Source organism: Actinomadura macrotermitis (assembly GCF_009604375.1).
GTDB classification, from domain to species: Bacteria; Actinomycetota; Actinomycetes; order Streptosporangiales; family Streptosporangiaceae; genus Spirillospora; species Spirillospora macrotermitis.
The window spans coordinates 2,231,774-2,256,819 of the sequence record NZ_WEGH01000001.1; the positions used below are offsets into that span (position 1 = coordinate 2,231,774).

The 25,046-nt window shown below is 71.4% G+C and carries 23 protein-coding genes and 1 tRNA gene; 4 read left to right on the top strand and 20 right to left on the bottom strand.

The genetic code is table 11. The features are described 5' to 3' along the window. Positions 1 to 132 precede the first annotated feature (132 nt). The 11 genes from ACRB68_RS10245 to ACRB68_RS10295 all read right to left on the bottom strand — a co-directional run bounded on the left by ACRB68_RS10245 (position 133) and on the right by ACRB68_RS10295 (position 12,230). Entirely contained in the window at positions 133 to 1,395 is a 1,263-nt protein-coding gene (locus tag ACRB68_RS10245) for a sulfate adenylyltransferase subunit 1 (RefSeq protein ID WP_153532521.1), read from the bottom strand. Between the two features lie 14 nt (positions 1,396 to 1,409). Beyond that, positions 1,410 to 2,324: a sulfate adenylyltransferase subunit CysD gene (gene cysD / locus ACRB68_RS10250; RefSeq protein ID WP_153531851.1), complete on the bottom strand. Its 915-nt coding sequence runs from the start codon at positions 2,322 to 2,324 to the stop codon at positions 1,410 to 1,412. A gap of 119 nt (positions 2,325 to 2,443) precedes the next feature. Beyond that, the gene (locus ACRB68_RS10255) at positions 2,444 to 3,322 is read right to left on the bottom strand and encodes an inositol monophosphatase family protein (RefSeq protein ID WP_153531852.1); all 879 of its coding nucleotides are present in this window, start codon (positions 3,320 to 3,322) and stop codon (positions 2,444 to 2,446) included. Positions 3,323 to 3,416: 94 nt separating this feature from the next. Beyond that, entirely contained in the window at positions 3,417 to 4,892 is a 1,476-nt protein-coding gene (locus tag ACRB68_RS10260; protein ID WP_153531853.1) for a sugar transferase, read from the bottom strand. 211 nt (positions 4,893 to 5,103) lie between these two features. Then, positions 5,104 to 5,679: an aminoacyl-tRNA hydrolase gene (gene pth / locus ACRB68_RS10265; protein WP_328593995.1), complete on the bottom strand. Its 576-nt coding sequence runs from the start codon at positions 5,677 to 5,679 to the stop codon at positions 5,104 to 5,106. A 97-nt stretch (positions 5,680 to 5,776) separates the two neighbouring features. Next, positions 5,777 to 6,415: a 50S ribosomal protein L25/general stress protein Ctc gene (locus tag ACRB68_RS10270; RefSeq protein WP_328593996.1), complete on the bottom strand. Its 639-nt coding sequence runs from the start codon at positions 6,413 to 6,415 to the stop codon at positions 5,777 to 5,779. Between the two features lie 300 nt (positions 6,416 to 6,715). Then, positions 6,716 to 7,696 carry a ribose-phosphate diphosphokinase gene (locus ACRB68_RS10275; RefSeq protein ID WP_328593997.1) on the bottom strand — a complete coding sequence of 327 codons (981 nt, stop codon included), beginning with the start codon at positions 7,694 to 7,696 and terminating at the stop codon, positions 6,716 to 6,718. Between the two features lie 76 nt (positions 7,697 to 7,772). Beyond that, a complete protein-coding gene (gene glmU, locus ACRB68_RS10280) occupies positions 7,773 to 9,212 on the bottom strand; it encodes a bifunctional UDP-N-acetylglucosamine diphosphorylase/glucosamine-1-phosphate N-acetyltransferase GlmU (RefSeq protein WP_328593998.1) in 1,440 nt (479 codons plus the stop codon). A gap of 241 nt (positions 9,213 to 9,453) precedes the next feature. Beyond that, a tRNA-Gln gene (locus tag ACRB68_RS10285) sits at positions 9,454 to 9,526 on the bottom strand. 78 nt (positions 9,527 to 9,604) lie between these two features. Further along, a complete protein-coding gene (locus tag ACRB68_RS10290) occupies positions 9,605 to 11,275 on the bottom strand; it encodes a hypothetical protein (protein ID WP_153531857.1) in 1,671 nt (556 codons plus the stop codon). A gap of 58 nt (positions 11,276 to 11,333) precedes the next feature. Further along, positions 11,334 to 12,230 carry an ADP-ribosylglycohydrolase family protein gene (locus ACRB68_RS10295; protein WP_153531858.1) on the bottom strand — a complete coding sequence of 299 codons (897 nt, stop codon included), beginning with the start codon at positions 12,228 to 12,230 and terminating at the stop codon, positions 11,334 to 11,336. A gap of 164 nt (positions 12,231 to 12,394) precedes the next feature. Between ACRB68_RS10295 and ACRB68_RS10300 the strand changes: the two genes are divergently transcribed. From ACRB68_RS10300 to ACRB68_RS10310, 3 genes are read left to right on the top strand one after another with little or no spacing between them, the layout of a single operon-like run. Continuing rightward, positions 12,395 to 13,348 (top strand): acyl-CoA desaturase, encoded by a 954-nt coding sequence (locus tag ACRB68_RS10300; RefSeq protein ID WP_153531859.1) that lies wholly within the window; start codon positions 12,395 to 12,397, stop codon positions 13,346 to 13,348. A 17-nt stretch (positions 13,349 to 13,365) separates the two neighbouring features. Next, the gene (locus ACRB68_RS10305; protein ID WP_328593999.1) at positions 13,366 to 14,172 is read left to right on the top strand and encodes a TetR/AcrR family transcriptional regulator; all 807 of its coding nucleotides are present in this window, start codon (positions 13,366 to 13,368) and stop codon (positions 14,170 to 14,172) included. Between the two features lie 52 nt (positions 14,173 to 14,224). Further along, positions 14,225 to 14,776: a hypothetical protein gene (locus ACRB68_RS10310; protein ID WP_153531860.1), complete on the top strand. Its 552-nt coding sequence runs from the start codon at positions 14,225 to 14,227 to the stop codon at positions 14,774 to 14,776. 4 nt (positions 14,777 to 14,780) lie between these two features. On the opposite strand, the gene ACRB68_RS10315 is transcribed toward ACRB68_RS10310, so the two are convergent. Together ACRB68_RS10315 and ACRB68_RS10320 are read right to left on the bottom strand one after the other, a co-directional pair. Then, positions 14,781 to 15,140, bottom strand: a complete 360-nt coding sequence (locus tag ACRB68_RS10315; RefSeq protein ID WP_153531861.1) for a VOC family protein — start codon at positions 15,138 to 15,140, stop codon at positions 14,781 to 14,783. Between the two features lie 164 nt (positions 15,141 to 15,304). After that, positions 15,305 to 16,090, bottom strand: coding sequence for a trans-aconitate 2-methyltransferase (locus ACRB68_RS10320; RefSeq protein WP_153531862.1), 786 nt, complete (start codon positions 16,088 to 16,090; stop codon positions 15,305 to 15,307). A 75-nt stretch (positions 16,091 to 16,165) separates the two neighbouring features. On the opposite strand from ACRB68_RS10320, the gene ACRB68_RS10325 reads away from it, so the two are divergent. Further along, complete coding sequence (locus tag ACRB68_RS10325; RefSeq protein WP_153531863.1) at positions 16,166 to 16,660, top strand: MarR family winged helix-turn-helix transcriptional regulator; 495 nt, start codon at positions 16,166 to 16,168, stop codon at positions 16,658 to 16,660. Here the strand turns inward: ACRB68_RS10325 and ACRB68_RS10330 are convergent. From ACRB68_RS10330 to metG, 7 genes are all read right to left on the bottom strand, one after another. Then, a complete protein-coding gene (locus ACRB68_RS10330; RefSeq protein WP_328594000.1) occupies positions 16,657 to 18,429 on the bottom strand; it encodes an ABC-F family ATP-binding cassette domain-containing protein in 1,773 nt (590 codons plus the stop codon). The genes ACRB68_RS10325 and ACRB68_RS10330 overlap by 4 nt on opposite strands. A 13-nt stretch (positions 18,430 to 18,442) precedes the next feature. Continuing rightward, positions 18,443 to 19,363, bottom strand: coding sequence for a 4-(cytidine 5'-diphospho)-2-C-methyl-D-erythritol kinase (locus ACRB68_RS10335; RefSeq protein ID WP_328594086.1), 921 nt, complete (start codon positions 19,361 to 19,363; stop codon positions 18,443 to 18,445). A gap of 86 nt (positions 19,364 to 19,449) precedes the next feature. Beyond that, complete coding sequence (locus tag ACRB68_RS10340; protein WP_235958814.1) at positions 19,450 to 20,481, bottom strand: glycoside hydrolase family 26 protein; 1,032 nt, start codon at positions 20,479 to 20,481, stop codon at positions 19,450 to 19,452. Next, a complete protein-coding gene (gene rsmA / locus ACRB68_RS10345; RefSeq protein WP_328594001.1) occupies positions 20,414 to 21,364 on the bottom strand; it encodes a 16S rRNA (adenine(1518)-N(6)/adenine(1519)-N(6))-dimethyltransferase RsmA in 951 nt (316 codons plus the stop codon). The genes ACRB68_RS10340 and rsmA overlap by 68 nt, the downstream gene beginning before the upstream one ends. Before the next feature lie 18 nt (positions 21,365 to 21,382). Further along, positions 21,383 to 22,183: a transglycosylase family protein gene (locus ACRB68_RS10350; protein WP_328594002.1), complete on the bottom strand. Its 801-nt coding sequence runs from the start codon at positions 22,181 to 22,183 to the stop codon at positions 21,383 to 21,385. Positions 22,184 to 22,289: 106 nt separating this feature from the next. After that, positions 22,290 to 23,117: a TatD family hydrolase gene (locus ACRB68_RS10355; protein ID WP_328594003.1), complete on the bottom strand. Its 828-nt coding sequence runs from the start codon at positions 23,115 to 23,117 to the stop codon at positions 22,290 to 22,292. Further along, positions 23,114 to 24,913: a methionine--tRNA ligase gene (metG, locus tag ACRB68_RS10360; RefSeq protein ID WP_153531866.1), complete on the bottom strand. Its 1,800-nt coding sequence runs from the start codon at positions 24,911 to 24,913 to the stop codon at positions 23,114 to 23,116. The genes ACRB68_RS10355 and metG overlap by 4 nt, the downstream gene beginning before the upstream one ends. Positions 24,914 to 25,046 lie beyond the last annotated feature (133 nt).

Sequence of the window (25,046 nt, forward strand, 5' to 3'; positions counted from 1 at the left end):
GCTGGTTCACGGTGGCTCCAGTGGTGCCAGGGGGAGGATTGCGCCCCCGACATTACCCGGCCTTGGCGTTCCCCTAGGCCGGGAACGCGCTGGCCGGTAGGGGCCGTGAACCCGCCCGCCCTCCCGGGCGTCCTACTTCGCGCCGATGATCATTCCGGCGCCGACGGTGTTGTTGGTGGCCTCGTCGATGAGGATGAAGCCGCCGGTCAGCCGGTTGCGGCCGTAGTCGTCGACGAACAGCGGCTGGGTGACCCGCAGCGAGATCCGGCCGATCTCGTTCAGGCCGAGGCCGGTGGCCTGCTCGTCGCGGTGCAGGGTGTTGACGTCCAGCCGGTAGTTCAGGTCCTTGACCATCGCCTTGGCGGTGCGGGTGGTGTGCTTCAGCACCAGCCGGGTGCGCGGCGTCAGCTGCCGGTCGGGGGTCATCCAGCAGACCATCGCCTCCAGGTCCTGGGCGACCTCGGGCCGGTTGTTCGGCCGGGCGATCATGTCGCCGCGGGAGATGTCGATGTCGTCGGCCAGGCGCAGCGTCACCGACATCGGCGGGTAGGCCTCGGCGACGGGCCCGGCGGGCCCGTCGATGTGGGCGATGGTGGTGGTGAGCCCCGACGGCAGGTGCACCACCTCGTCGCCGGGCTTCAGCACCCCGCCGGCGACCTGGCCCGCGTAGCCGCGGTAGTCGTGCAGCTCGGGGTCGGTGGAGGCGTGCGGCCGGATCACGTACTGCACCGGGAACCGCACGTCGATCAGGTTGCGGTCGGAGGCGATGTGCACGTGCTCCAGGTGGTGCAGCAGCGAGCTGCCCTCGTACCAGGGCATGTTCACCGACCGCTCCACCACGTTGTCGCCGTGCAGCGCCGACAGCGGGATGAAGGACAGGTCGGTGATCTCCAGCTTGGACGCGAACGCGGTGAACTCGTCCACGATCGACTCGTAGACGGCCTGGTCGTAGGCGACCAGGTCCATCTTGTTCACCGCCACGACCAGGTGCGGCACCTTCAGCAGGGTCGCCAGGAAGGCGTGCCGGCGCGACTGCTCCAGGATGCCCTTGCGCGCGTCCACCAGGATGATCGCCAGGTCGGCGGTGGAGGCGCCGGTGACCATGTTGCGGGTGTACTGGATGTGCCCGGGGGTGTCGGCGATGATGAACTTGCGCCGCGGCGTGGCGAAGTAGCGGTAGGCCACGTCGATGGTGATGCCCTGCTCGCGCTCGGCGCGCAGGCCGTCGGTGAGCAGCGCGAGGTTGGTGTACTCCTCGCCGCGGTCGGCGCTGGTGCGCTCCACCGACTCCAGCTGGTCCTCGAAGATCGACTTGGAGTCGAACAGCAGCCGCCCGATCAGGGTGGACTTGCCGTCGTCGACGCTGCCCGCCGTGGCGAACCGCAGGATGTCCATGTTGTGGGCGGCCATTAGAAGTAGCCCTCCTTCTTGCGGTCCTCCATGGCGGCCTCGCTGGCCCGGTCGTCGGCGCGGGTCTGGCCGCGCTCGGTGATGCGCGTCGCCGCGATCTCCTCGATGACCTCGTCCAGGGTGGTCGCGGACGACTTGACCGCGCCGGTGCAGGACGCGTCGCCGACGGTGCGGTAGCGGACGGTGGCGGTGAACGCCGGCTCGTCGTCGCCGCGGTTGGCGTACTCGATGTCGGCCAGCAGCATGCCGTCGCGCTCGAACACGCGCCGCTCGTGCGCGAAGTAGATCGAGGGCAGCTCCAGCTCCTCGCGCCGGATGTAGTCCCAGATGTCCAGCTCGGTCCAGTTGGACAGCGGGAACACCCGCACGTGCTCGCCCTGGCGGATCCGGGTGTTGTACAGGTTCCACAGCTCGGGGCGCTGGTTCTTGGGGTCCCACTGCCCGAACTCGTCGCGGAAGGACACCACGCGCTCCTTGGCGCGGGCCTTCTCCTCGTCGCGGCGGGCGCCGCCGAACGCGGCGTCGAAGCGGTGCTCCTCGATCGCGTCCAGCAGCGTGGTGGTCTGCAGCCGGTTGCGGCTGGCGCGGCGGCCGGTCTCCTCCACCACGCGGCCGGCGTCGATGGAGTCCTGCACCGAGGCGACGACGAGGCGGACGCCGGTCTCGGCGACGCGGCGGTCGCGGTACTCGATGACCTCGGGGAAGTTGTGGCCGGTGTCGACGTGCATGACGGGGAAGGGCACCGGGGCGGGCCAGAACGCCTTCTGGGCCAGGCGCAGCATCACGATGCTGTCCTTGCCGCCGGAGAACAGCAGGACCGGGCGTTCGAACTCGGCCGCCACCTCCCGGATGATCTGGATGGACTCGGCTTCGAGGACGTCTAGCTGGGACAGCAGATAATCGCAGCGCTGCATGTCTGGGGCTCTCTCCACGCTGTTGGCAAGGGTGCACCGATGGGGCCGTGGCACGGCGCCGCGCCCAATCGGTCTGAACGGCGATTCGCCGGAAGCTGTTCCGGGCGGTCGCCCGGGGGTCACTCGGGCAGTGCGTCGCTCACGTCCCGTATGCCGGTCAGCAGCGTCGATGACGACACGGGATGGCACACCAGGATATCCGGCAGCCTCGGGTCCCTCCGGTTGTAGGCCAGGGGGGAGCCGTCGATCCGGGAGGCGTGCGCGCCCGCGGCGAGGGCGACGGCGGCCGGCGCGGCCGAGTCCCACTCGTACTGGCCGCCGGCGTGCAGGTAGGCGTCGACGTCGCCGAGCAGCACCGCGGAGATCTTCGCTCCGGCCGACCCGATCGGCACGAGTTCCACGTCCAGGCCGAGCTTTCCGGCCAGCTCGGTGACGAACTGCGGCGGCCGGGTGCGGCTGACCGCGATGCGCAGCCGGCCCTCCCGCGGCGGGCGGACGCGCAGGGGTTCGGCGCCCGCCAGCGCGCCGTCCGGCGACGTGCGCAACGTCACACCCTGCGCGGGCAGCGCGACCGCCCCGGCGGTCAGCCCGCCGGCCCCGCCGCCCGCGCGGCGTTCCCACAGCGCGACGTGGACGGCCCAGTCGCGGCGGCCCTCCTCGGAGAACTCGCGGGTCCCGTCGAGCGGGTCGATGATCCAGACGCGGTCGGCGGCGAGCCGGTCACCGGTGGCGGTGTTGCCGGTGGGCGCGCGCTCGTCGCCCCGCGCGCGCTTGCCCGCGACCGACGTGCGGCCCTCCTCCGACAGGATCGCGTCGCCGGGACGACACTCGGCCAGGGCGGCCATCAGGTACTCGTGCGCCCGCAGGTCGCCGGTGTCCTTCAGGGCCCGCGCGTCGGCGAACCCCAGCTCGTCCCTGACGCCCAGCAGCAGGCGTCCCGCGGCCTCGGCGAGCCGCCCCGCCAGCGCGTGGTCGTCCTGCGCCGTGTGCTCCGTCATCCCTCGATCACATTCCCGACTCGGCTGGTCTGTTCGGTATACATTCTCACGTACACCGGGCCGCCGCCGGGCGGGGCGGGGGTATGCGGCGCCGCTAGTAGGCGCCCGAGCCGCGGAAGACCGCCGCGCCGGTCTTCCACATGATCTGCAGGTCCAGCGCCAGCGACCAGTTGTCGACGTAGCGCAGGTCCAGCCGCACCGACTCCTCCCACGACAGGTCGGAGCGGCCGCTCACCTGCCACAGGCCGGTGAGGCCGGGCTTGACCACCAGCCGGCGGTGCACGTCCCCGCCGTACCGGGCGACCTCCTCGGGCAGCGGCGGCCGCGGCCCGACCAGCGACATGTCGCCGCGCAGCACGTTCAGCAGCTGCGGCAGCTCGTCCAGGGAGTAGCGGCGCAGCCACCGGCCGACGCCGGTGATGCGCGGATCGGCCTTGATCTTGAACAGGACGCCGTCGTTCTCGTTGTGCTCCAGCAGCGTGTGCTTGCGCGCCTCGGCGTCGGCGACCATCGTGCGGAACTTGAACACGGTGAACTCGCGGCCGTCGCGGCCGACCCGCGTCTGGCGGAACAGCACCGGGCCGTTGCTGGTCATCCGGATCAGCACCGCGACCACGAACAGCAGCGGCGCCAGCGCCACCAGCCCGAACAGCGCGCCGCTGCGGTCGAACAGATCCTTGAAGATCTTGCGGCCGCCCTCCAGCTCGGGGTGCTCCACGTGCAGCAGCGGCAGCCCCGCGACCGGGCGGATCGAGATGCGCGGGCCGGTCACGTCCATCAGCGCGGGCGCCACGACCAGCTCCACGTCGTCGCGCTCGATCTGCCAGGCCAGCCGGCGCAGCGCGACACCGTCCATCTCCGGGCAGGCCAGCACCGCGACCGAGTCGGCGCCGAGGTGCTCCACCACCGCCGCGGCCTGCCCGAAGTCGCCGAGCACCGGCACCCCCTCGACCTCGGCGACCGCGTCGTCGCCGCTGGTCAGCGCGGGCGGCAGGCACACCGCGACGATGTCCATGCCGTGGTAGGCCTTCTGCCGCAGCAGCCGGATCAGGTCGCCGACCGCGGCGCGGTGCCCGACCGCGACGACCCGCCGCATGCACTCGCCCTTCCAGCGCTGGCGGTGCAGCCACTTGCGCAGCCGGTACCGGGCGACCAGGTTCAAGAACGTGCCGAAGGGCAGCGCCATCACCACGTACCCGCGCGCGATCTCGGTCTTGGTGGCGTAGGCGACGACCGCGACGGCCGCGGTGAGGATGAACCCGGCGCGCAGCACCCGGTGGAACTCCTCGTACCCGACGCCGGTGTAGCGCGGCTGGTAGGCGCGGCACATCGCCAGCACCAGCAGCCACACGACCGGCAGCGCCACCGTCAGCGCGGCATAGGGCGTCGTCGGCTCGCTCGGCAGGCCGGGGAACCGCAGCACGAACGCCACCAGGCAGGCCAGCAGCATGCTGAGGAAGTCCAGCGCGTAGGCCGCCCGGCGGTACCACAGCGGCCAGCGCTGCACGGGAACGTACTGTTCCCCCGGCCCGGCCGCGACCTCGGTCCGAACCTCGTCAACGACCGCCATGGACGCCTCCCCCAACGCTGGCCCTGCATTCACGCACGCGACAAGGTGTGCGATCTCTCTCCAAGACGGCCGAACGGTACGTCAGGTTCACATGTGTCCCCCGCGTCCTCGGCTGCATCCTACGGCCGTCTCATCAGGGACGCAGTGCCCTCCGCCGTCTCGAACCGGCCATTTCCCCGGTTCGGCCGGAACCGGCCGCAACCGGGGCCGGTCACCCCGCGTGGAAGGTGTTCTGCGCCGCGTCCAGCCCGTGGACGATCAGCGCCTCGACCGCGTCCGCGGCCTGCTCGACGTTCAGGTCGAGCTCCCTGCGCTCGGTGGCGGAGAAGTCCTTCAGCACGAACGCCGCCGCGTCCATCCGGCCCGGCGGCCGGCCCACGCCGAACCGCACCCGCAGATAGTCCTTACCGCCGAGCGACTTGGTGATGGAGCGCAGCCCGTTGTGGCCGTTGTCGCCGCCGCCCTTCTTCAGGCGCAGCGCCGAGAAGGGGATGTCCAGCTCGTCGTGCACGACGACGACCCGCTCCAGCGGAACCTTGTAGAAGTCGCAGAGGCCCTTCACCGGGCCGCCCGACTCGTTCATGTAGGTGCGCGGCTTGGCCAGCACCACACGCGCCCCGGCGAGCCGCCCCTCCAGGACGTCCGCGCGCGCTTTGTGCGCCTTGAACTTCCCGCCAACGCGCCCGGCCAGCACGTCCAGCACCATGAACCCGGCGTTGTGCCGGTTCCCGGCATAGGACGGGCCCGGGTTCCCCAGCCCCACCACCAGCCACAGGTCCGCGCTCACCCGAACTCCTCACACCCATGCGACGGCCCCCGCCGATGAACACCCGCGGGGGCCGTGAAAGAACCGCAAGCCGCCCGGAACCGGGCGGCGTCCACCACTACTCGGCGGCGGGCTCGGCGTCGGAGACGCCCTCGACCTCGGCCTCGGCCTCGGCGGCGCCCTCGGTCTCGGTGCTCTCCTCCATCGCGGCGGCCGCGGCGGCCGCGTCGGCGATCTGCAGCACCATCGCGTCCTCGTCGGTGGCCAGCGCGGCACCGCGCGGCAGCTGCACGTCCTTGGCCAGCAGCTGGTCGCCGACGGCCAGGCCCGCGATGTCCACGTCGATGGCCTCGGGGATGTGCGTGGCCTCGGCCTCGATCGACAGCTGCACCAGCTCCTGCTGCACCTGCCCGCCCACGGCCACCTCACCGGTCAGGTTCAGCGGGATGTCGACGGTGACCTTCTCGCCCCGCTTGACCAGCAGCAGGTCGACGTGCTCCAGGAAACCCTTGATCGGGTCGCGCTGCACGTCCTTCGGCAGCGCCAGCTCCGAACCCGAACCGAGACCCTCGATGGTGAGCAGCACGTTCGGGGTCTTCAGCGCGAGCATCAGCTCGTGGCCCGGCAGCGAGATGTGCTGCGGGTCGGTGCCGTGGCCGTAGAGGACGGCGGGCACCTTGCCGGCGCGGCGGGTGCGGCGCGAGGCGCCCTTGCCGAACTCGGTGCGCGGCTCGGCGGCGATACGTACCTCGGACACGGCGGAAACTCCTCGTTTGTTGCGATCCACGGCCGTCCGGCATTGGACGTCCGCTACGGACAGAGCGAATCAGGCGTAGCTCGATGCGTCAGGCGCCTCGAAGATTCTTTGCGTTCCCCAGGGAGTACGGGACCTGTGCCGGAAACCGCACTGGACGACCCGGGGCATACGCGGATTGAAGAAGTCTAGCCGATCGCCGCAACGCCCCAAGCCACCGGGACGCCACTACCACCCGCGCCACCCGGAAGAAAAGGCCCGGGGCCCGCCGACACGGCGGACCCCGGGCCACATCCCGCTACCTCAGCTGTGCCCGCCGAACAGGCTCGTCACCGAACCGTCGCTGAACACCTCGTTGATCGCCCGCGCGACCAGCGGCGCGATCGACAGCACCGTCAGCTTGTCGAACTGCTTGTCCTCGGGGATCGGCAGCGTGTTGGTGAGGATCACCTCGGAGATGCGCGAGTTCTTCAGCCGGTCCACCGCCGGACCCGACAGCACCCCGTGCGTCGCCGCCACCACGACCTTGGTCGCGCCATGGTCGAACAGCGCGTCCGCCGCCTTCACGATCGTGCCACCGGTGTCGATCATGTCGTCGACGATCACGCAGGTGCGGCCCTTGACCTCGCCCACCACGTCGAAGACCTTCACCTCGTTGGCGACCTCGGGATCACGCTTCTTGTGGATGATCGCCATCGGCACCCCGCCCAGCCGGTCCGACCAGCGCTCGGTCACCCGCACCCGGCCCGCGTCCGGCGCCACCACCGTCACCTGCGACAGGTCCAGCCGCGACTCGAAGTGGTCCGCCAGCAGGTCCAGCGCGAACAGGTGGTCCACCGGCCCGTCGAAGAACCCCTGGATCTGCGCCGTGTGCAGGTCCACCGTGATCAGCCGGTCCGCGCCCGCCGTCTTGAACAGGTCCGCCATCAGCCGCGCCGAGATCGGCTCGCGGCCCCGGTGCTTCTTGTCCTGCCGCGCGTACCCGAAGAACGGCGCGACCACGGTGATCCGCTTGGCCGACGCGCGCTTCAGCGCGTCCACCATGATCAGCTGCTCCATGATCCACTGATTGATGGGAGCCGTGTGGCTCTGGATCACGAAGGCGTCCGAACCACGCACCGACTCCAGGAACCGAACGAACGTCTCACCGTTGGCGAAGTCGTACGCCGAGGTCGGCGTGAGCTCGACGTTGAGGTTCTCGGCCACCTCCTTGGCCAGCTCCGGGTCGGCACGGCCCGTGAAGAGCATCAGCTTCTTCTGGCCACTCGCCTTGATCCCACTCACCTCTGACAACTCCCCCTCAATGGATCTTCCACAACCGCGCCCCGCGAGGCACGAAACTCATCCGGGCCGGCGGCGCTCACTCCCCGCCCCGGCCCTCCCGGGCCCGGCGCGCCGCCTCCGCAGCAGGGGTACCGGCGCGCCTGCGCTCCACCCACCCCTCAATATTGCGCTGCTGACCTCGCGCGACGGCCATCGCCCCAGGGGGAACGTCGTTGACGATGACGGAACCGGCCGCCGTATAGGCACCGTCCCCGACCGACACGGGCGCGACGATCATGTTGTCGCTGCCCACCTTCACGTGATCACCGATCACGCTGCGGTGCTTGTTCACACCGTCGTAGTTCACGAACACCGAACTGGCCCCGATGTTGGACCCCGTCCCGATCTCCGCGTCGCCCACATACGTCAGATGCGGGACCTTCGACCCCTCACCGACCTGCGCGTTCTTCATCTCCACATACGTGCCGGCCTTCGCCTTGCGCGCCAGCACCGTCCCCGGCCGCAGATACGCGTACGGACCCACCGACGCCTCCGGCCCGATCTCCGCGCCCACGCACACCGCGTTCACCACCACGGCCTCCGCGCCCACCACCGTGTCGGTCAGCGTGCACCCCGGCCCCACCTGCGCACCCTCGCCCAGCCGCGTCGCACCGTGCAGCTGCGTGTTCGGATGCACCACCGCGTCCCGCTCCGCCGACACCTGCACATCGATCCACGTCGACGCCGGATCCACGATCGTCACCCCGGCCCGCATATGCGCCTCCAGGACCCGGTCGTTCAGCTGCCGCCGCGCCTGGGCCAACTGCACCCGGTCGTTGACGCCCTGCGTCTCGACCCAGTCCTCGCTCAGGTACGCACCGGCGCGATGACCATCGCCCCGCAGGATCGCCACCACATCGGTGAGGTACTCCTCACCACCGGCGTTGTCGGTCGTCACCCGCTTCAGCGCACCCGCCAGCAGCGCGCCGTCGAACGCGTACATGCCGACATTGATCTCACTGATGGCCCGCTGCTCCGCCGTGGCGTCCTTGTGCTCCACGATCGCCGCCACCGCCCCGCCGTCCTCCCGGACAATGCGGCCATAACCGGTCGCGTCAGGCATCTCGGTGGTGAGGATCGTCACGGCATTGCCGTCCTCCTCATGCGCCCGCACCATCGCCGCCAGCGTCTCCCCGCGCAGCAACGGATGATCGCCATTGGTGACCACCACCGTCCCGCGCAACTCCCCCACCTGCTCCAGAGCGACCCGGACCGCATGCCCGGTACCCCCCTGGCGCTCCTGCACGACAGGCACCGCATCCGGCGCGTGCTCCGCCAGATGCTCGATCACCTGCTCGCGCCGATGGCCGACGACGACGACGAGCCGCTCGGGCTCCAGTTCACGGGCGGCGGCCAGCACATGGCCGACCATCGTTCGCCCGCCCAGTTCATGCAGGATCTTGGAAGTCCGGGACTTCATCCGGGTGCCCTCGCCGGCGGCGAGGACGATGACAGCAGCCGGGCGGCTCGCGCTCACGAAGAGGCTCCTCGGCATTGCGGACGGGAATCGGCTCGGGATCGCTCGGCCACAGGGCCACCGCACCAGGGCATGGCGAAGCCGCAGCTCACCCGACACCCGAAGGATACCGCCACGCCCGGATCTGTCACCCCGGGGCACCCGGTTGGCCGCCCGCCCCCCGGCCGACGAGTCCGCCGGGCAGAGGTGGCATCATCAATCACCGCAGCACACAGAGCAGGGTATTATACAAAAAGAATTGCTCCGCCGCTAGGACTCGAACCTAGAATCTTCAGGACCAAAACCTGCTGCGTTCCCTATTACGCCACGGCGGAATGGCTGATCAGCCTGCACAGGCAGACACTGACCAGCAACTACGATACCGGTCCTTTGCCGCCGGCACGCAAACCAAATTACCGTGTCCCAGTCGGCGGGTCAGTCCCAGCGGCCTCCCTCCAGCGCTCCTCTGCGCGTCGCTCCCCCACCATGGCTCCGATCGCCCACCCTTCGACCCGCCGGTAGAGGTCGGCGCTCTTGGCCACGTCCACCTCCAGGCACCCGTGGTACTCCTGCTGCCGCTCCTCCGAGTACACGATCTTGGGCACGTGGCGCTTGATCCTGTCCTTGGCGAAGGCCGATCGCGGCAGACCGGTCTCCTGCATCCAGAAGTCGCGGGCACGTTCCAGATCGCCGCTTTCATGGATGTGCAACCGCAAGGACCAGCGTGAGCGATCGACCTCCGCCGCGCGGAGAAACCCCAGGAAGGCCCGCACCAGCAGCGGATCACTGTTAATGAAACGTACTCTCTCGTAGAGGCGGTACGGCTTGTCCTTGGCCCCTTCGCACCAGTATGCGAGCGCCCCCGCCATCAGGATCTCCCGGAGGCCCATCTCACCGATCTGCTCAGCGGCGGCCTCTGAGACCAAGCGAGACTCGATTCCGCTCCGGGCCGTCCGCTCCTTCCAGTACTTCCGCATGGCTTCGACACGGATGTCCTCTTCTGGCGCCTGGGGACTCCCCGGCTCTTCGGATTCGCGCAACCATGCTTGGACCTGCCACCTGGGGACGGCCAGGCGGTCGGAGATCCGTCGGTACCCCCATCCCTGGGCACGCAGCTCATGTGCCTGTTCTTCGATCCGTTCCCAGGCCGAAGCCCGCTCCAGCCACTCGGTGGCCGGCGGTTCCCCGCGAAGCAGTTGCCCGAGGATCGCCCCGTCCCGCAGATTCAAGGCTCGGCCGATCGCAGCCCGTGACCATCCGGCCCGGCGCAACTCCACGGCCCGCCTTCGAAGTGCCCTGGCCTCATCAGGAAGTCCGCCGGAGTCCACATCTTCCGGGGCGAGCCGGGCCGAGGGCACGATCGCTCCATCGTTCATGAGACGCGTCTCGCCGAAATCATCACGGAGTCCGCGAGCCGCCGCACTCATGGCGACGTGCGCCCACCCGGCGATCTGATGGTAGAGCTCGGCACTCCGCAGCACCCCGATCCGCAGGCAGCCGCGATAGTCGGCACCGGTGTTCTTGCGATTCGTCTGCCGGCTGACCGGCTTGATGCCGGTTCGGTTGAACTGCCCGGCCTCCACCCCCACCAGCTCCGACCAGAACCGCTGAGCCCCTTCAAGGTCGGCGGTTTCGTGGATCTGAATCTGAAAGCGCAGTCGATCGCCTTCCACTCCGGCAACCGCAAGGAAGCGAAGGAAGAGCTCGATCACCATGGGATCGCTGTTGATCATTTCGACACGGTTGCGGCCGCTGTGCGGTTTAGCCTTGCCGCCCTCGCACCAGTAGATGATCGCGCCCGCCAGGAGCAGGTCTTGGTCGCTCAGCTCACCGATCATCCGGGCTGCTCGCAACTTCGTCTCCAATCGCAGCGCGGCTATGGCAGCTTGGCGAACCTTCTCACCAGGCTCGCGTGCCGCTCGCGAGCGCCTGGTCTGTTCCTCCTTACTGATCGACAGGGGCATGTCACGCAGCCAGAGGGAGCAGGTGCTCTTGGAGACGCCCAGTTCGGCGGCGATCGCTTTGAGGGACTTGCCCTGGGCGCGGAGTTCGCGGGCTCGGGCCTGTTCGAGGGGTTTAGCCATGCCGTGAACGCTACGGCGACCCTCTGACAATCTGCGATCGAGTGGTCACAGAAGGTGGTCAGTCGAGCCAGGCGGGGAGGGGTTCGCGGTGGGTGAGCCAGCCGTCCGGGATGCCTTCGGGGCCGAGGTGGGCGGCGACGACGCCTCCGGCGATGGCGGCGGTGGTGTCCATGTCGCCGCCGACGAGGACGCAGGCGCGGACGGCGGCCTCGTAGTCGGTGAGGCGGGTGGCGGCGGTCCAGAGGGCGAAGGGGACGGTGTCGTGGGCGGTGATGCGGCTGCCGTTGCCGAGTTCGTGGGCTGCCTGCTCGGGGGTGGCGGTGAGGAGTTTCAGGGCGCGCTGGAGGCCGCGGCGGACGTATTCGCCCATGGTCGTCCATTCCAGGGCGGCGTTGATGACGTCGCGGGGTGTGATGGCGGTTCCTTGGGTGGAGGCGACGTAGGCTGCTGCGACGGCGGTGGCGACGGCGCCGGCGATTCCTTCGGGGTGGGCGTGGGTGACCTCGGCGGACAGGGCGGCCTGTTCGGCGGCTCGCTGGAGGTCGTCACTGAAGTAGGCGCCGAGGGGTGCGACGCGCATGGCGGCGCCGTTGCCGTAGGAGCCTTTGCCGTCGAAGAGTTCGCGGGTGGCGTCCTGCCAGGGGTCGCCGCGCTGGACGCGTTCGAGGAGCAGCGCCGCTCCGTAGCCGTAGCCTCGGGAAAGGTCGAGGTGGTCGGCGAAGGAGGCGGCCAGGGCATCCTGGTGTACCTGCCCGTGGTGGTTTAGAACGGTTGTCACCGAGCAGGCCATCTCCGTGTCGTCCGACCAGGCCCATGGCGCCGTGGGCAGGCCGGTTCGGCGCGAGACGTCGCCGTTGACGAGCAGGAAGAACTGGTCGCCGAACGCGTCGCCGACGGAGAGCCCGTCGAGCGAACGTTGGGCGAGGGCCGAGCGTTGGGCTGGGGTGAGGGTCATCGCGGACCTTCCTCGTGATCGTTGCGAGCTGTCCCGGCGGTGAGTCTTGTCTCCCTGCCCCCGGGGCCCCAGTGTTTTTACCTGGCGGCCCTGTCCAACCTACGGAACCGTAGGTTACGGTGGCGTAAGTAAGGCTGTCCCACAGAGCAGGAAGCGGTGCCCGTATGACCACAGCCCCCGTCGAAACCCCCACCAGACCACAGAGCCGCCCCGAGCTGGAGATGGGCTCGCGCAAGACGGCCGAACGCGTTCTCATCGGGGTCTTCACCGGGGTCCCCTTCCTCGCCCTGTTCGCGGCGGTCCCGCTCGCCTGGGGAAGCTTCCTCGGCTGGAGCGACGTGCTCGTCACCGCGGTCTTCTACCTGATCTCGGCGGGCGGCATCACGGTCGGCTACCACCGCTACTTCACGCACGGCTCGTTCAAGGCCGGCCGCGGCCTGAAGATCTTCCTGGCGATCGCGGGCAGCCTGGCGATGGAGGGCCCGGTCATCACCTGGGTCGCCGACCACCGCCGGCACCACAAGCACTCCGACAAGGAGAACGACCCGCACTCGCCGTGGCGGTTCGGCGACGACTGGAAGGCCCTCGCCAAGGGCCTCGGCTGGGCGCACTACGGCTGGCTGTTCAACGGCGACCGCACCTCCAAGCAGCGTTTCGCCAAGGACCTGCTGAACGACCGCGACATCGTGACGCTCCACCGCTGGTTCCCGGGCCTGGTCGCGGTGTCGTTCCTGCTGCCGGCCGCGCTCGGCGGGCTGCTGACGATGTCCTGGCAGGGCGCGCTGACGGCGCTGTTCTGGGCCGGGTTCGTGCGGATCACGCTGGTGCACCACGTCACCTGGTCGATCAACTCGATCTGCCACACCTTCGGCAAGGAGGAGTTCGAGGTCCGCGACAAGTCGCGCAACGTGTGGTGGCTGGCGATCCCGTCCCTCGGCGAGTCCTGGCACAACCTGCACCACTCGGACCCGACGTGCGCGCGGCACGGGGTGCTGAAGGGGCAGGTCGACATCAGTGCGCGGATCATCTGGCTGTTCGAGAAGGCCGGCTGGGCGCGCGACGTGCGGTGGCCGACCGAGGCGCGGCTCGCGGCCAAGCGCGCGAAGCAGCCTGCGTGAGCGTCACAATTGACACCGTGACTGAACCAGCCCCACGGTCTCGCCGCAAGCGGATGACCGGCAAGGAACGACGCGAGCAGCTGCTGGACATCGGCCGGACGCTGTTCGCCGAGCGCGGCCTCGGCGGTACCTCGGTGGAGGAGATCGCCGCGGCCGCGGGCGTGTCCAAGCCGGTCGTCTACGAGCACTTCGGCGGCAAGGAGGGCCTGTACGCGGTCGTCGTCGACCGTGAGTTCGAGAAGCTGCTGGCGCTGGTGACCGAGTCGCTGAACTCGGCGGTCCACTACCGGGCCAAGCTGGAGAAGGCGGCGCTGGCGCTGCTGGAGTACATCGAGGAGCATCCGGACGGTTTTCGCATCCTGGTCCGCGATTCGCACGGCGGTACCGGCACCGGCAGCTATGCGAGCCTGCTGAGCGAGATCGCCGGTGAGGTCGAGCATCTGATGGCGCAGGAGCTGGACCGGCACGACTATGACGACAAGTTCGCGCCGATGTACGCGCAGATGCTGGTCGGGATGGTGGCGCTGACCGGGCAGTGGTGGCTGGACGTGCGCAAGCCCAAGCGCGAGGAGGTGGCCGCGCACGTGGTCAACCTCGCCTGGAACGGCCTGTCGGGTCTGGAGCCGAGGCCGTCGCTGGATCCGCGCCGGCGCCGCAAGGAGCTGGAGCGGCAGGGCAAGCGGGCGGAGAAGGCGGCCGCGCGGGCGGAGAAGGCCGAGGAGAAGGCGGCGGCGCGGGCCGCGCGCGATCAGCGCAAGGGCCGCCGGGACGACGAGCCGGCGCATCTGTTCGACGAGTTCGACACCGAGGTCCCGACGCTCTGACCGGTTCCGGCCGTGATCGTTTGCCGCATGCCCAGGGGGGATCCCCCTGGGCATGCGTTCTTTTCGGTTCCAGCCGCGGATGGCGGTGCTGTTCGCGGCCCCTGTTCTCGCGCTGGGCGCCGGCCTGACGGCCGGCCTGCTGAAGAGCGGGCGGGCGCACGGGCCCGTCCCGTGGCTCCTGGTGGCCGGGCTGGTCGCGCTGACGGCCCTGGCGTGGTGGAGGATCGCCGCCGCGGTGCTCCGGCGGCGGCAGCGCGCGATCGGGGTGGAGGATCCCGCGGAGCGGGATCAGATCATCGCCGCGGTGCGGCAGGGCCGGGCGCCTGACGATCCGGCCCTGGACGGTGCCGCGCTGTCCTATGCCGACCGCCGCCGGACCGGCCGCTGGACGCGCGCGGCGGTGCTCGCGTGGTTCTCGCTGCTGGCGCTGGTCTCGCTGGTCCGCGCGCTCAGCGGCGAAACGCCGGTCTGGCTGCACTGGGCGGCGTTCGCCGGCCTGCTGTTCATGGCGGCCGGGTTCGGGGGTTCTCTGTGGTGGGAGCGCCGGAACCTGGCCCGTATGGAGGCCGCCATCAGCGAGCGTGAGCCGCAGCCGGCCGGGTGAGGGGTCAGCGGGGCTGGAGGAACTCCAGGCGGTTGCCCACCGGGTCGTCGGCGTAGCAGCGGCGGTGGCCGAGGAACAGGTCGTCGGGGCGGACCTGGTGCCCGGCCTCCTTCAGGCGGGCGGCGAGGGCGTCCAGGTCGTGGACGAGCAGGCCGGGGTGGGCTTTGCGGGCGGGCCGGAAGTCCGGCTCGATGCCGAGGTGCAGTTCCAGGCCGGGGCCGCGGAACCAGGCGCCGCCGCGGGCGGCGAGGGCGGGCGGTTTGGGGATCTCGGTGAGGCCGAGGACGCCGCCGTAGAAGGCGCGCAGTGCGGGTTCGGAGCCGGGCGGGGCGGCGAGCTGGACGTGGTGCAGGCCGGTCAGCATGGTGCCTCCGATGAAACCGGTGGCCGCCCGGAGTTCGTCCGGGCGGCCACCGGCCGGGGTCGCCGGCTCGGGTCGCGAGCCGGGGTGAAGGGATGCCGCCCGCCACGAGAGTTCAGCACCGCAGGGGAACGAGTAGCGTCCCTCGCGCGGGGGCGGCACCCTGTCTAGGGGCGGCCTGCCACGACGAAGACCCGCCGGAACGGGAAGACCGTTCCGTGGGGGGCGGCCGGGTAGGCCTCGCGCAGGAGGGCTGCGTAGGCGGTGAGGAAGCCGGTGGTGTCGGCGGGGTCGAGCGCGGACAGGACGGGTCGCAAGGCCGTTCCTTTCACCCAGGCGAGGACGGGGTCGTCGCCGTGCAGGAGTTGCGCGTAGGTGGTCTCCCAGGCGTCCACGGCGCAGCCGTGGGCGGTGAGGAGGTCCAGGTAGCCGGCCGGGTCCAGGACGGGGTCGCGGCGGACCAGGCCGGACAGGCAGTCCCGCCAGCGCTGCGACTCGCACAGGTCGCGCAGGAGCGTGTGGCTCGGGGCGTCGAAGTTGCCGGGGACCTGGAAGGCCAGGACGCCGCCGGGTTCGAGGGCGTCGATCCAGCGCGGGAGCAGGTCGGTGTGGCCGGGCACCCAGTGCAGGACGGCGTTGGAGACGATGAGGTCGTAGCCGCCGTCGGGGCGCCAGGTGGTGACGTCGCCGACGGTGAAGCGCAGGTTCGCGGTGGCGTGGGCGCGGGCGGCCTCGATCATCTCGGGTGAGGAGTCGAGGGCGTCGACGCGGGCGCCGGGCCAGCGGCCGGCGAGGGTGGCGGTGAGCTCGCCCGAGCCGCAGCCGAGGTCGGCGATGCGGCGGGCGTGCGGGATCCGCACCCGGTTCAGCAGGTCGGCGAAGGGCCTGCCGCGCTCGGCGGCGTAGGCCCCGTACTGGGCGGGATCCCAGACGGCCGCTGCTTGTCTCGACATCAAGACACATGATGCCCCCGCCTTATCTTGATGTCAAGAAAATCTTCTCGATATCAAGACAGGTAGGGTGTGCCCATGCAGGACGAGGTCGACCGGCTGGTCGAGGCGTGGCACGCCGAGCGCCCGGACCTGGACGTGCAGCCGCTGCACGTGCTCAGCCGGGTCTCGCGGCTGGCGCGCCATCTGGACCGTGCCCGCCGCGACGTGTTCGTCGCGCACGACCTGGAGCCGTGGGAGTTCGACGTGCTGACGGCGCTGCGCCGCGCGGGCCGCCCCTACCAGCTGAGCCCCGGCCGGCTGCTGCGCGCGACGCTGGTCACCTCGGGCACCATGACCAACCGCATCGACCGGCTGGCCGCGGCCGGGCTGGTGCAGCGCCACCCCGACCCCGCCGACAAGCGCGGCGTCCAGGTCCGGCTCACCGGGGCGGGCCTGACCCGGGTGGACGCGGCGTTCGCGGACCTGCTGGAGCGCGAGCACCGCATCCTGGACGGCCTCAGCGCCGCCGAGCGCGAGAACCTGGCGGGCCTGCTGCGGGCCCTGCTGATCCCCTTCGACGAGCCGAGCTAGCCGACGTCCTCGGCGAGCATCAGCCACTCCTCCTCGACCTCGGCGGCCTCGGCCTGCAGGGCCTTCAGCCGCCCGTCCAGTTCCTGGAGCTTTCCGTAGTCGGTGGCGTGCTCGGCGAGCTTCTCGTGCAGCTCGGCCTGCTGCTTGGCGAGCTTGTCCAGCCGCCGCTCCAGCCGGTCCAGCTCCTTGCGGGCCTTCCAGTCGCCGCCGCCCTTGGGCTTGGCGGCGGCGGGCGCCGCGGCCGGGGCGGAGGCCGCGGCCGCCGCGCGGGACGTGGTGGCCTGGCCCGACGCGCGCCGCGCCAGGTACTCGTCCACGCCCCCCGGCAGCATCGCGATCCGGCCGTCGCCGAGCAGCGCGGCGACACGGTCGGTGATGCGCTCCAGGAAGTAGCGGTCGTGGCTGACCACGACGAGGGTGCCGGGCCAGCCGTCGAGCAGGTCCTCCAGCTCGGTGAGGGTCTCGATGTCCAGGTCGTTGGTGGGCTCGTCCAGCAGCAGCACGTTCGGCTCGCCCATCAGCAGCCGCAGCACCTGCAGGCGGCGGCGCTCGCCGCCCGACAGGTCGCCGACCGGCGTCCACTGCCGGTCGCCGGGGAAGCCGAGCCGCTCCAGCAGCTGGCTGGCGGTCCACTCGCGCTTGCCGACGGTGATGCGGCGGCGGATCTCCTCCACCGACTCCAGCACCCGCCGGGACGGGTCCAGGTCCTCCAGGTTCTGCGACAGGTGCGCCAGCTGGACGGTCTTGCCGCGCACGACCCGGCCCGCCGCCGGCGTCACCTCGCCGTCCAGCAGCCGCAGCAGGGTGCTCTTGCCGCTGCCGTTGACGCCGACCAGCCCGATCCGGTCGCCGGGGCCGAGCTGCCAGGTCAGCCGGTCGAAGATGGGGCGCTCGCCGAGGCGGACGGTCACGTCCTCCAGGTCGAACACGGTCTTGCCGAGCCGCGCGGTGGCGAACTTGGTCAGCTCGACCGAGTCGCGCAGCGGCGGCTCGTCGGCGATCAGCGCCTGCGCGGCGTCCACCCGGAACTTGGGCTTGGAGGTGCGGGCCTGCGGGCCGCGGCGCAGCCAGGCCAGCTCCTTGCGCAGCAGGTTCTGGCGCTTGGTCTCGGTCGCGGCGGCGATGCGGGCGCGCTCGGCCTTGGCCAGGACGTAGGCGGAGTAGCCGCCCTCGTAGCGCTCGACCTTGCCGTCCACGACCTCCCAGGTGCGCTCGGTGACCTCGTCGAGGAACCAGCGGTCGTGCGTGACGACCAGCAGCGCGGTCCTGCGGGCCTTCAGGTGCCCGGCGAGCCAGGCGATGGCCTCGATGTCCAGGTGGTTGGTGGGCTCGTCCAGCACCAGCAGGTCGGACTCGGGCACCAGCAGCCGGGCCAGCGCGACGCGGCGGCGCTCGCCGCCGGACATGCCGGCGATGGGCGCGTCCAGCTCCAGGTCGGCGACCAGGCCGCCGAGGACGTCGCGGACGCGGGTGTCGCCGGCCCACTCGTGCTCGGCGCGGTCGCCGAGCACCACCGAGCGGACGGTGGCGTCCTCGGGGAAGGCGTCGCGCTGGGTCAGGTAGCCGATCCGGGCGCCGCGCGCGTGGGTGACGCGGCCGCCGTCGGGTTCGGTGGCGCGGGCCAGGATGGCGACCAGGGTGCTCTTGCCGCCGCCGTTGCGGCCGACGACGCCGACGCGGTCGTCGTCGTCCAGGCCGAGGGACACCGAGTCCAGCAGCGGCTTCGGCCCGTAGGCCTTGGAGATGCTCTCAACATTGATCAGGTTCACGGCGTCTTCCAGGCTAGAGGATCGTGGCGCCCGGGACGGGCCCGTGGGCGCGCACGACCGAGGCGGCCACGTCCGCGGCGGCGAGGGCCGCCGCCAGGTCGGCCGCGTGCTGCTCGTCGGCGGCCAGGAACGCGCAGGTCGGGCCGGAGCCCGACACCAGCGCGCCGAGCGCGCCGAGGTCGCGGCCGGTGTCGACGGTGCGGCGCAGCGACGGCCGCAGCATGATCGCGGCGGGCTGCAGGTCGTTGGTGAGCGCGGCGCCGAGCGCGCGCGCGTCGCCGGCGGCGAGGGCGGCCATCAGCTCCGGCGACTCGGCCGGCCAGGGCGTCTCCTCGCCCTGCGCGGCGCGCAGCCGGTCGCACTCGGCGTAGACGGCCGGGGTGGACAGGCCGCCGTCGGCGGTCGCGAACACCCAGTGGAAGGTGCCGCCCGCCGGGACGGGGGTGAGGCGCTCGCCGCGGCCGAGGCCGACCGCGACGCCGCCGAGCAGCGCGAACGGCACGTCGCTGCCGAGCTCGGCGCCGAGCGCCAGCAGCGCGTCCAGGTCGAGCTTGGGGGCGGCCGGATCGTCCCACAGGCGGGCGCAGGCGACCAGCGCGGCGGCGGCGTCGGCGCTGCCGCCCGCCATGCCGCCCGCGACCGGGATGGCCTTGCGGATCGCCAGCGACACCAGCGGCCGGACGCCGAGCCGGTCGGCGACGAGCCGGGCCGCGCGGACGGCCAGGTTGTCGCCGTCGACGGGCACCCCGCCGATCGCGACCTGGGCGTCGGGGGCGGCCTGCACGGTCACCGCCAGGTCGTCGGCGGGGGCGGCCGTCACCTCGTCGAAGAGGGAGACGGCGCAGAACACGTTGACGAGGTCGTGGTACCCGTCGTCGCGGAGCGGCCCCACGCCGAGCTGGAGGTTGACCTTGGCCGGAACACGTACGGTCACTGAGGTCACCCACCGAGCGTACGGGACCCCGGGCCCTCCCCAGGCCACGGCCGCCCTCCCCGGCGACCGTGATGATCGCGACGAACTCAGCCGCCGCTGGTGACCGGGAGGCTGCGGGGGTTGAAGAAGGGGGTGGTGGCCAGCTCGCGCAGGGCCGACACCGCGTGCCTGTCGTTGGTGACCGAGTAGCTGCGGCGGGTGTCGCGGGGGTCCTGGGCCTGCTCGTCGGAGTTGAAGTAGACGACGGCCTTGATCTGGGGGTCCTGCAGCACCTGGGTGGCCTTGCGGAGCCATTCGGCGCGGCGGGTGCCGTAGGACGCCGGCACGCCGAACTCGGCGATCATGATGGGCTTGGGGTGCTTGCGGGCCCAGTCCTGGAAGGCGCGGACGGTCTCCGACAGGTCGCGGTAGTCGTACTCGCCGCCGGGCTGGGCGTCGGTGCAGACCCAGTCGACCTGGTCGTCGCCGGGGTAGTAGGCGGCGGCGTTGCGGCCGCCGAAGCCGCGGGCGGTCGGGCACCACACCCACACGACGTTGTCGACCCGCTCCTGCGCGAAGATCGTCCGCAGGTGCTTCCAGGCGGCGACGTAGTCGGCCGGGGAGTGCGTCTTGGCCTGCAGGCCCTCTTTGTCCATGTCGCGCTGCCAGCGCAGGAAGATCGGCTTGCGGGTGGCCTTCAGCGCGCGGGCGCGGGTGCGCACCAGCGCGTCGTGCTTGCCGGAGACGATCTCCTTGGTGTCGGTGCCGGCCCAGGTGAGCAGCAGGTAGCGCGAGCCCGCCAGCACCGACTGGTCGGCCTTGTCGGGGAAGTCGGCCTTCCAGGAGTGGTAGCTGGGCGCGATGTCCAGCTGCCGGCCGAGGCGCTGCTCGATCAGCGCGACCTGCTCCAGGCCGGGCCGGCCGGCGTCCTTGCCGGTGGGCTGGGCCTTGGGCGCGCCGTCCAGCGGCTGCGGGGGCGTCCAGGCGCCGAAGTAGGCGCCCTTGGCGGGCGGCAGCGGCGCCACCCCGGCCCGCGCGGTGGTGGTGATCTTCGGGGTCGCGACCGCGCCGTCAGAGCACCCGGCCGCCGCCAGCACCGCCGCGGCCATCACCGCCGCGGGCGCCGTCCGCTTCACCATGATCCTCCGCCTTGTTCCGGTCCTCGCCGCCCCCAGGACGATACTGGGCGATCAGGGCAAAGGAGGCCACGTCCAGCGCTTCGCCCCGGGTCCGCGGGTCCACGCCCGCCGCCCGCAGCGCCTCCTCGGCCGCCGCCGCCGACCCCGCCCAGCCCGCGAGCGCGGCCCGCAGCGTCTTGCGGCGCTGCGCGAACGCGGCGTCCACCACGGCGAACACCTCCGCGCGGGACGCGGTCGTGGCGGGCGGCTCGCCCCGGGTGAAGGCGACCAGCCCCGAATCGACGTTCGGCGCCGGCCAGAACACCGCGCGGCCGACCGGCCCGGCGCGCCGCGCGGTCCCGTACCAGGCGAGCTTGACCGACGGGATCCCGTAGATCTTGCTGCCGGGCGCCGCCGTCATCCGGTCGGCGACCTCGGCCTGCACCATCACCAGCACCCGGCGCAGCGACGGCAGCGTCGCCAGCAGGTGCAGCACCACCGGGACCGCCACGTTGTAGGGCAGGTTCGCCACCAGCGCCGTCGGCTCGGGGCCGGGCACGCCGGTGATGCGCAGCGCGTCGGCGCGCACCACCTCCAGCCGCTCCGCGAGCTCCGGCGCGCGCGCCGCGACCGTCACCGGCAGCGCCGCGGCGAGCGGCGGGTCGATCTCGACCGCCACCACCCGCCGGACCTGCGGCAGCAGCGCCAGCGTCAGCGAGCCGAGGCCGGGCCCGACCTCGATGACGACGTCGTCCGGTGCCAGCTCGGCCGCCCGCACGATGCGCCGCACCGTGTTGCCGTCGATGACGAAATTCTGCCCGAGCTGCTTGGTCGGCCGGATGCCGAGGGCCGCGGCGAGTTCGCGTACGTCCGCCGGTCCGAGCAGTGCCTGAGAGTCCCCCACGCCGTCCAGTGTCTCAGGTCAGCCGAACAGGAATCGGCCGCAGTTGGGCCACTGGCCCTGCCAGCGGCCCCCGACCTTCTTGTAGAGCAGCTGCGCGCGGTAGGTCTGCTCGGCCGCCGGGGCGTCGCTCGGCTTGCCCGAGCCGCCCACCGACGCCCACGAGGCCAGCGAGAACTGGTAGAGGCCGTAGTAGCCGGCCGGGTTGACCGCGCGCGGGTTGCCGCCGGACTCGCACTTGGCCAGGCCGGCCCAGTTCAGCCCGGACGCGGGACCGCCGCCGGAGGTGGGGCCGAGCGCCAGGACCCGCGGCACCGGCCTGCTCTTGACCTCGCGCTCCAGGACGGCCTTGACCTTCTTGCCCTTGCGCAGCACCAGCGCCGTCCGCACGACCGTGATGCCGGGCTTGCCGGGCCGCAGCACCTTCTGGGTGAACGGCGGCAGCTTGGCGTCCTTCTTCTTGATCGTCGGCGCGGGGACCTGCACCGTCGTGACGACCGGGCGCGACAGCAGCCGCGTCACCGTGATCGTGTCCCCGGCGGGCGCGTCGCGGGGCGGCACGACCAGGTCGTACCGGCCGAGCTTGACGCCGGCCTGCTCCAGCACCTGCAGCACGGTGGCGCCGGTCGTGTCGACCTCGGTGCGCTTGCGGTCGACGACGACGGCGACCTTGCGGGACGCCGGCTCACTGGCCTTCGGCGCGTCCTTGAGGGCGGCGGGGGGCTTCTGCTTCGCCTCCGCGCCGCCGCCGCAGCCGGCCGCGGACATCGCCACGGGCAGCAGGAGGGCGCAGAAGGCCAGGGTCGCGGGGGGACGACGCACGGTGGGGTTCCTCCAGGGGCGCGGGCCGCGGGGGACGGCCCGTTCACAGGCCAGACCCTACGGCCACACCGCCCCCGCCCGCCACCTGGACGCCCTCACGGCGCCCTCACCAGGGGCCGAAGACCCGCTCCCCCGTGGCGTTGATCGCCTCGCACAGCTCCTCCACCGCGACGTCCTTGACCTCGGCCATGAACCGCACCGTGTGCGGGATCAGGTACGAGGCGTTCGGCTTGCCGCGGTGCGGCGCCGGGGTGAGGAACGGGGCGTCGGTCTCGACCAGGACCAGGTCCAGCGGCGCCACCCGCAGCGCCTCGCGCAGCGGCCCGGCGTTCTTGAACGTCACGTTGCCCGCGAAGCTCATCACATAGCCGCGGTCGGCGCAGACCGCGGCCATCTCGGCGTCGCCGGAAAAGCAGTGGAAGACGACCCTGTCCGGCGCGCCCTCCTCCTCCAGGATGCGCAGCACGTCGTCGTGCGCCTCCCGGTCGTGGATGACCAGGGCCTTGCCGGTGCGCTTGGCGATGTCGATGTGGGCGCGGAACGAGCGGTGCTGGTCGTCCTTGGGCGCCCAGTCGCGGTAGTAGTCCAGGCCCGTCTCGCCGATCGCGCGCACCTTCGGCTGCTCGGCCAGGCGGGCGATGTCGTCCAGCACGTCCGCGGTGACGCCGGTGGTGTCGTTCGGGTGGATCGCCACGCCCGCGTAGACGCCGTCGTACTCGGCGGCCGTCTCCGCGCACAGCCGCGACGTCGGCAGGTCCACCCCGATCGTGACGATCCGCCCGATGCCCGCCGCCCGCGCCGACGCCAGCTGCTCGGTGACCGGCAGCCCCACCAGGTCCAGGTGGCAGTGGCTGTCGAACACCGGCACCGGCAGCGGCTCGGGCAGGCCGGGGAAGGACTTGGCCGCCTGCCCGCCCTCCTCCTCGCCGCTCACTCGTTACCGCCGAGCCGCGCCAGCTCCTCGTCCACCACGGAGGTGTCGAGCTTGGTGAACAGCGGGGTGGGCTTGGCCAGCGGCACCCCGGGCCGGATCGGCATGGACTCCCAGCGCGCCGCAGTGCCGTCGTAGTCGCCGGTGATGACCTGGTAGTCCGGGCCGCCCTCCTCCGACACCGTCTCCACCCGCGGCATGCCGCTCCACACGCCCTCGCCGCCGAGCATCTCGTGCACCTTCTGCGAGGAGTTCGGCAGGAACGGCGTCAGCAGCGTCTTGGCGTCGTCGACGACCTGCAGCGCCACGTGCAGGATCGACTTGACCCGCTCGGGGTCGTCCTTGAGCTTCCACGGCGCCTGGTCCGACAGGTACCGGTTGGCGTCGCGGACGACGTCGAACGCCTCGGTGATTCCGTTCTTGAACCGCGACCGCTCCAGCTCGGCGCCGACCGCGCCGAACGCGGACCGGCTGCGCTGCAGCAGCGCCCGGTCGGCGTCGGTGAGGTCGCCCGCCTCGGGGATCGCGCCGAAGTTCTTGGCGGCCATGTTCACCGACCGGTTCACCAGGTTGCCCCACGCCGCGACGAGCTCGTCGTTGTTGCGGCTGACGAAGTTCTCCCAGGTGAAGTCGGTGTCGTTGTTCTCCGGGCCGGCCACGGCGATGTAGTAGCGCAGCGCGTCGACGTCGTAGCGCTCCAGGAAGTCCTTCACGTAGATGACGACCTGGCGCGAGGAGGAGAACTTGCGGCCCTCCATCGTCAGGAACTCCGACGACACCACCTCGGTCGGCAGGTTCAGCGCGCCGAGCGACCCCGGCGTGCCGCCCTTGTCGCCCTGGCCGTTGTAGCCGAGCAGCATCGCCGGCCAGATCTCGGCGTGGAAGACGATGTTGTCCTTGCCCATGAAGTAGTACGCCAGCGCGTCGGGGTCCTGCCACCAGGCGCGCCACGCCTCGGGGTCGCCCGAGCGGCGGGCCCACTCCACCGACGCCGAGAAGTATCCGACGACGGCGTCGAACCACACGTACAGCTTCTTGGTGGGGTTGTCGCGCCAGCCCTCCAGCGGGATCGGCACGCCCCAGTCCAGGTCGCGGCTGATGGCGCGGGGCTGCATGTCGTCCAGCAGGTTCAGCGCGAACTTCAAGACGTTGGGGCGCCACTGGCCCTGCTTGCCCTTCAGGTAGCGCGACAGGACCTCGGTGAACGCCGGCAGGTCCAGCATGAAGTGCTCGGTCTCGACGAATTTCGGCGTCTCGCCGTTGATCCGGCTGACCGGGTTGATCAGGTCGACCGGGTCGAGCTGGTTGCCGCAGTTGTCGCACTGGTCGCCGCGCGCGCCGTCGTACCCGCAGATCGGGCAGGTGCCCTCGATGTAGCGGTCGGGCAGGGTGCGGCCGGTGGACGGCGAGATCGCGCCCATCGTGGTCTTGGGGAAGATGTAGCCGTTGTCGTACAGGCCCTTGAACAGCTCCTGCACGATCGCGTAGTGGTTGCGCGTGGTCGTGCGGGTGAACAGGTCGTAGGACATGCCGAGCGCGCTGAGGTCCTCGGCGATCACCCGGTTGTAGCGGTCGGCCAGCTCGCGGGCGGTCACGCCCTCCTTGTCGGCCTGCACCTGGATCGGGGTGCCGTGCTCGTCGGTGCCGCTCACCATCAGCACCTTGTTGCCCGCCATCCGCTGGTAGCGGCTGAACATGTCGCTGGGCAGCGCGAAACCGGAGACGTGCCCGATGTGGCGGGGCCCGTTGGCGTACGGCCAGGCGGGCGCGGTGAGGATGTGGCGGCTGGGCGAGGACATAGGTCAAGGGTAGAGGGCGCGGGGCGGGTTCTCGCACGCAATGACGCCATGGCACGGCCCGGGCCGTCCCCGAATGCGGCGGGCCCCGGGAGGAGGTCCTCCCGGGGCCCGGACGTGCCAGGGGTGCGGCCGG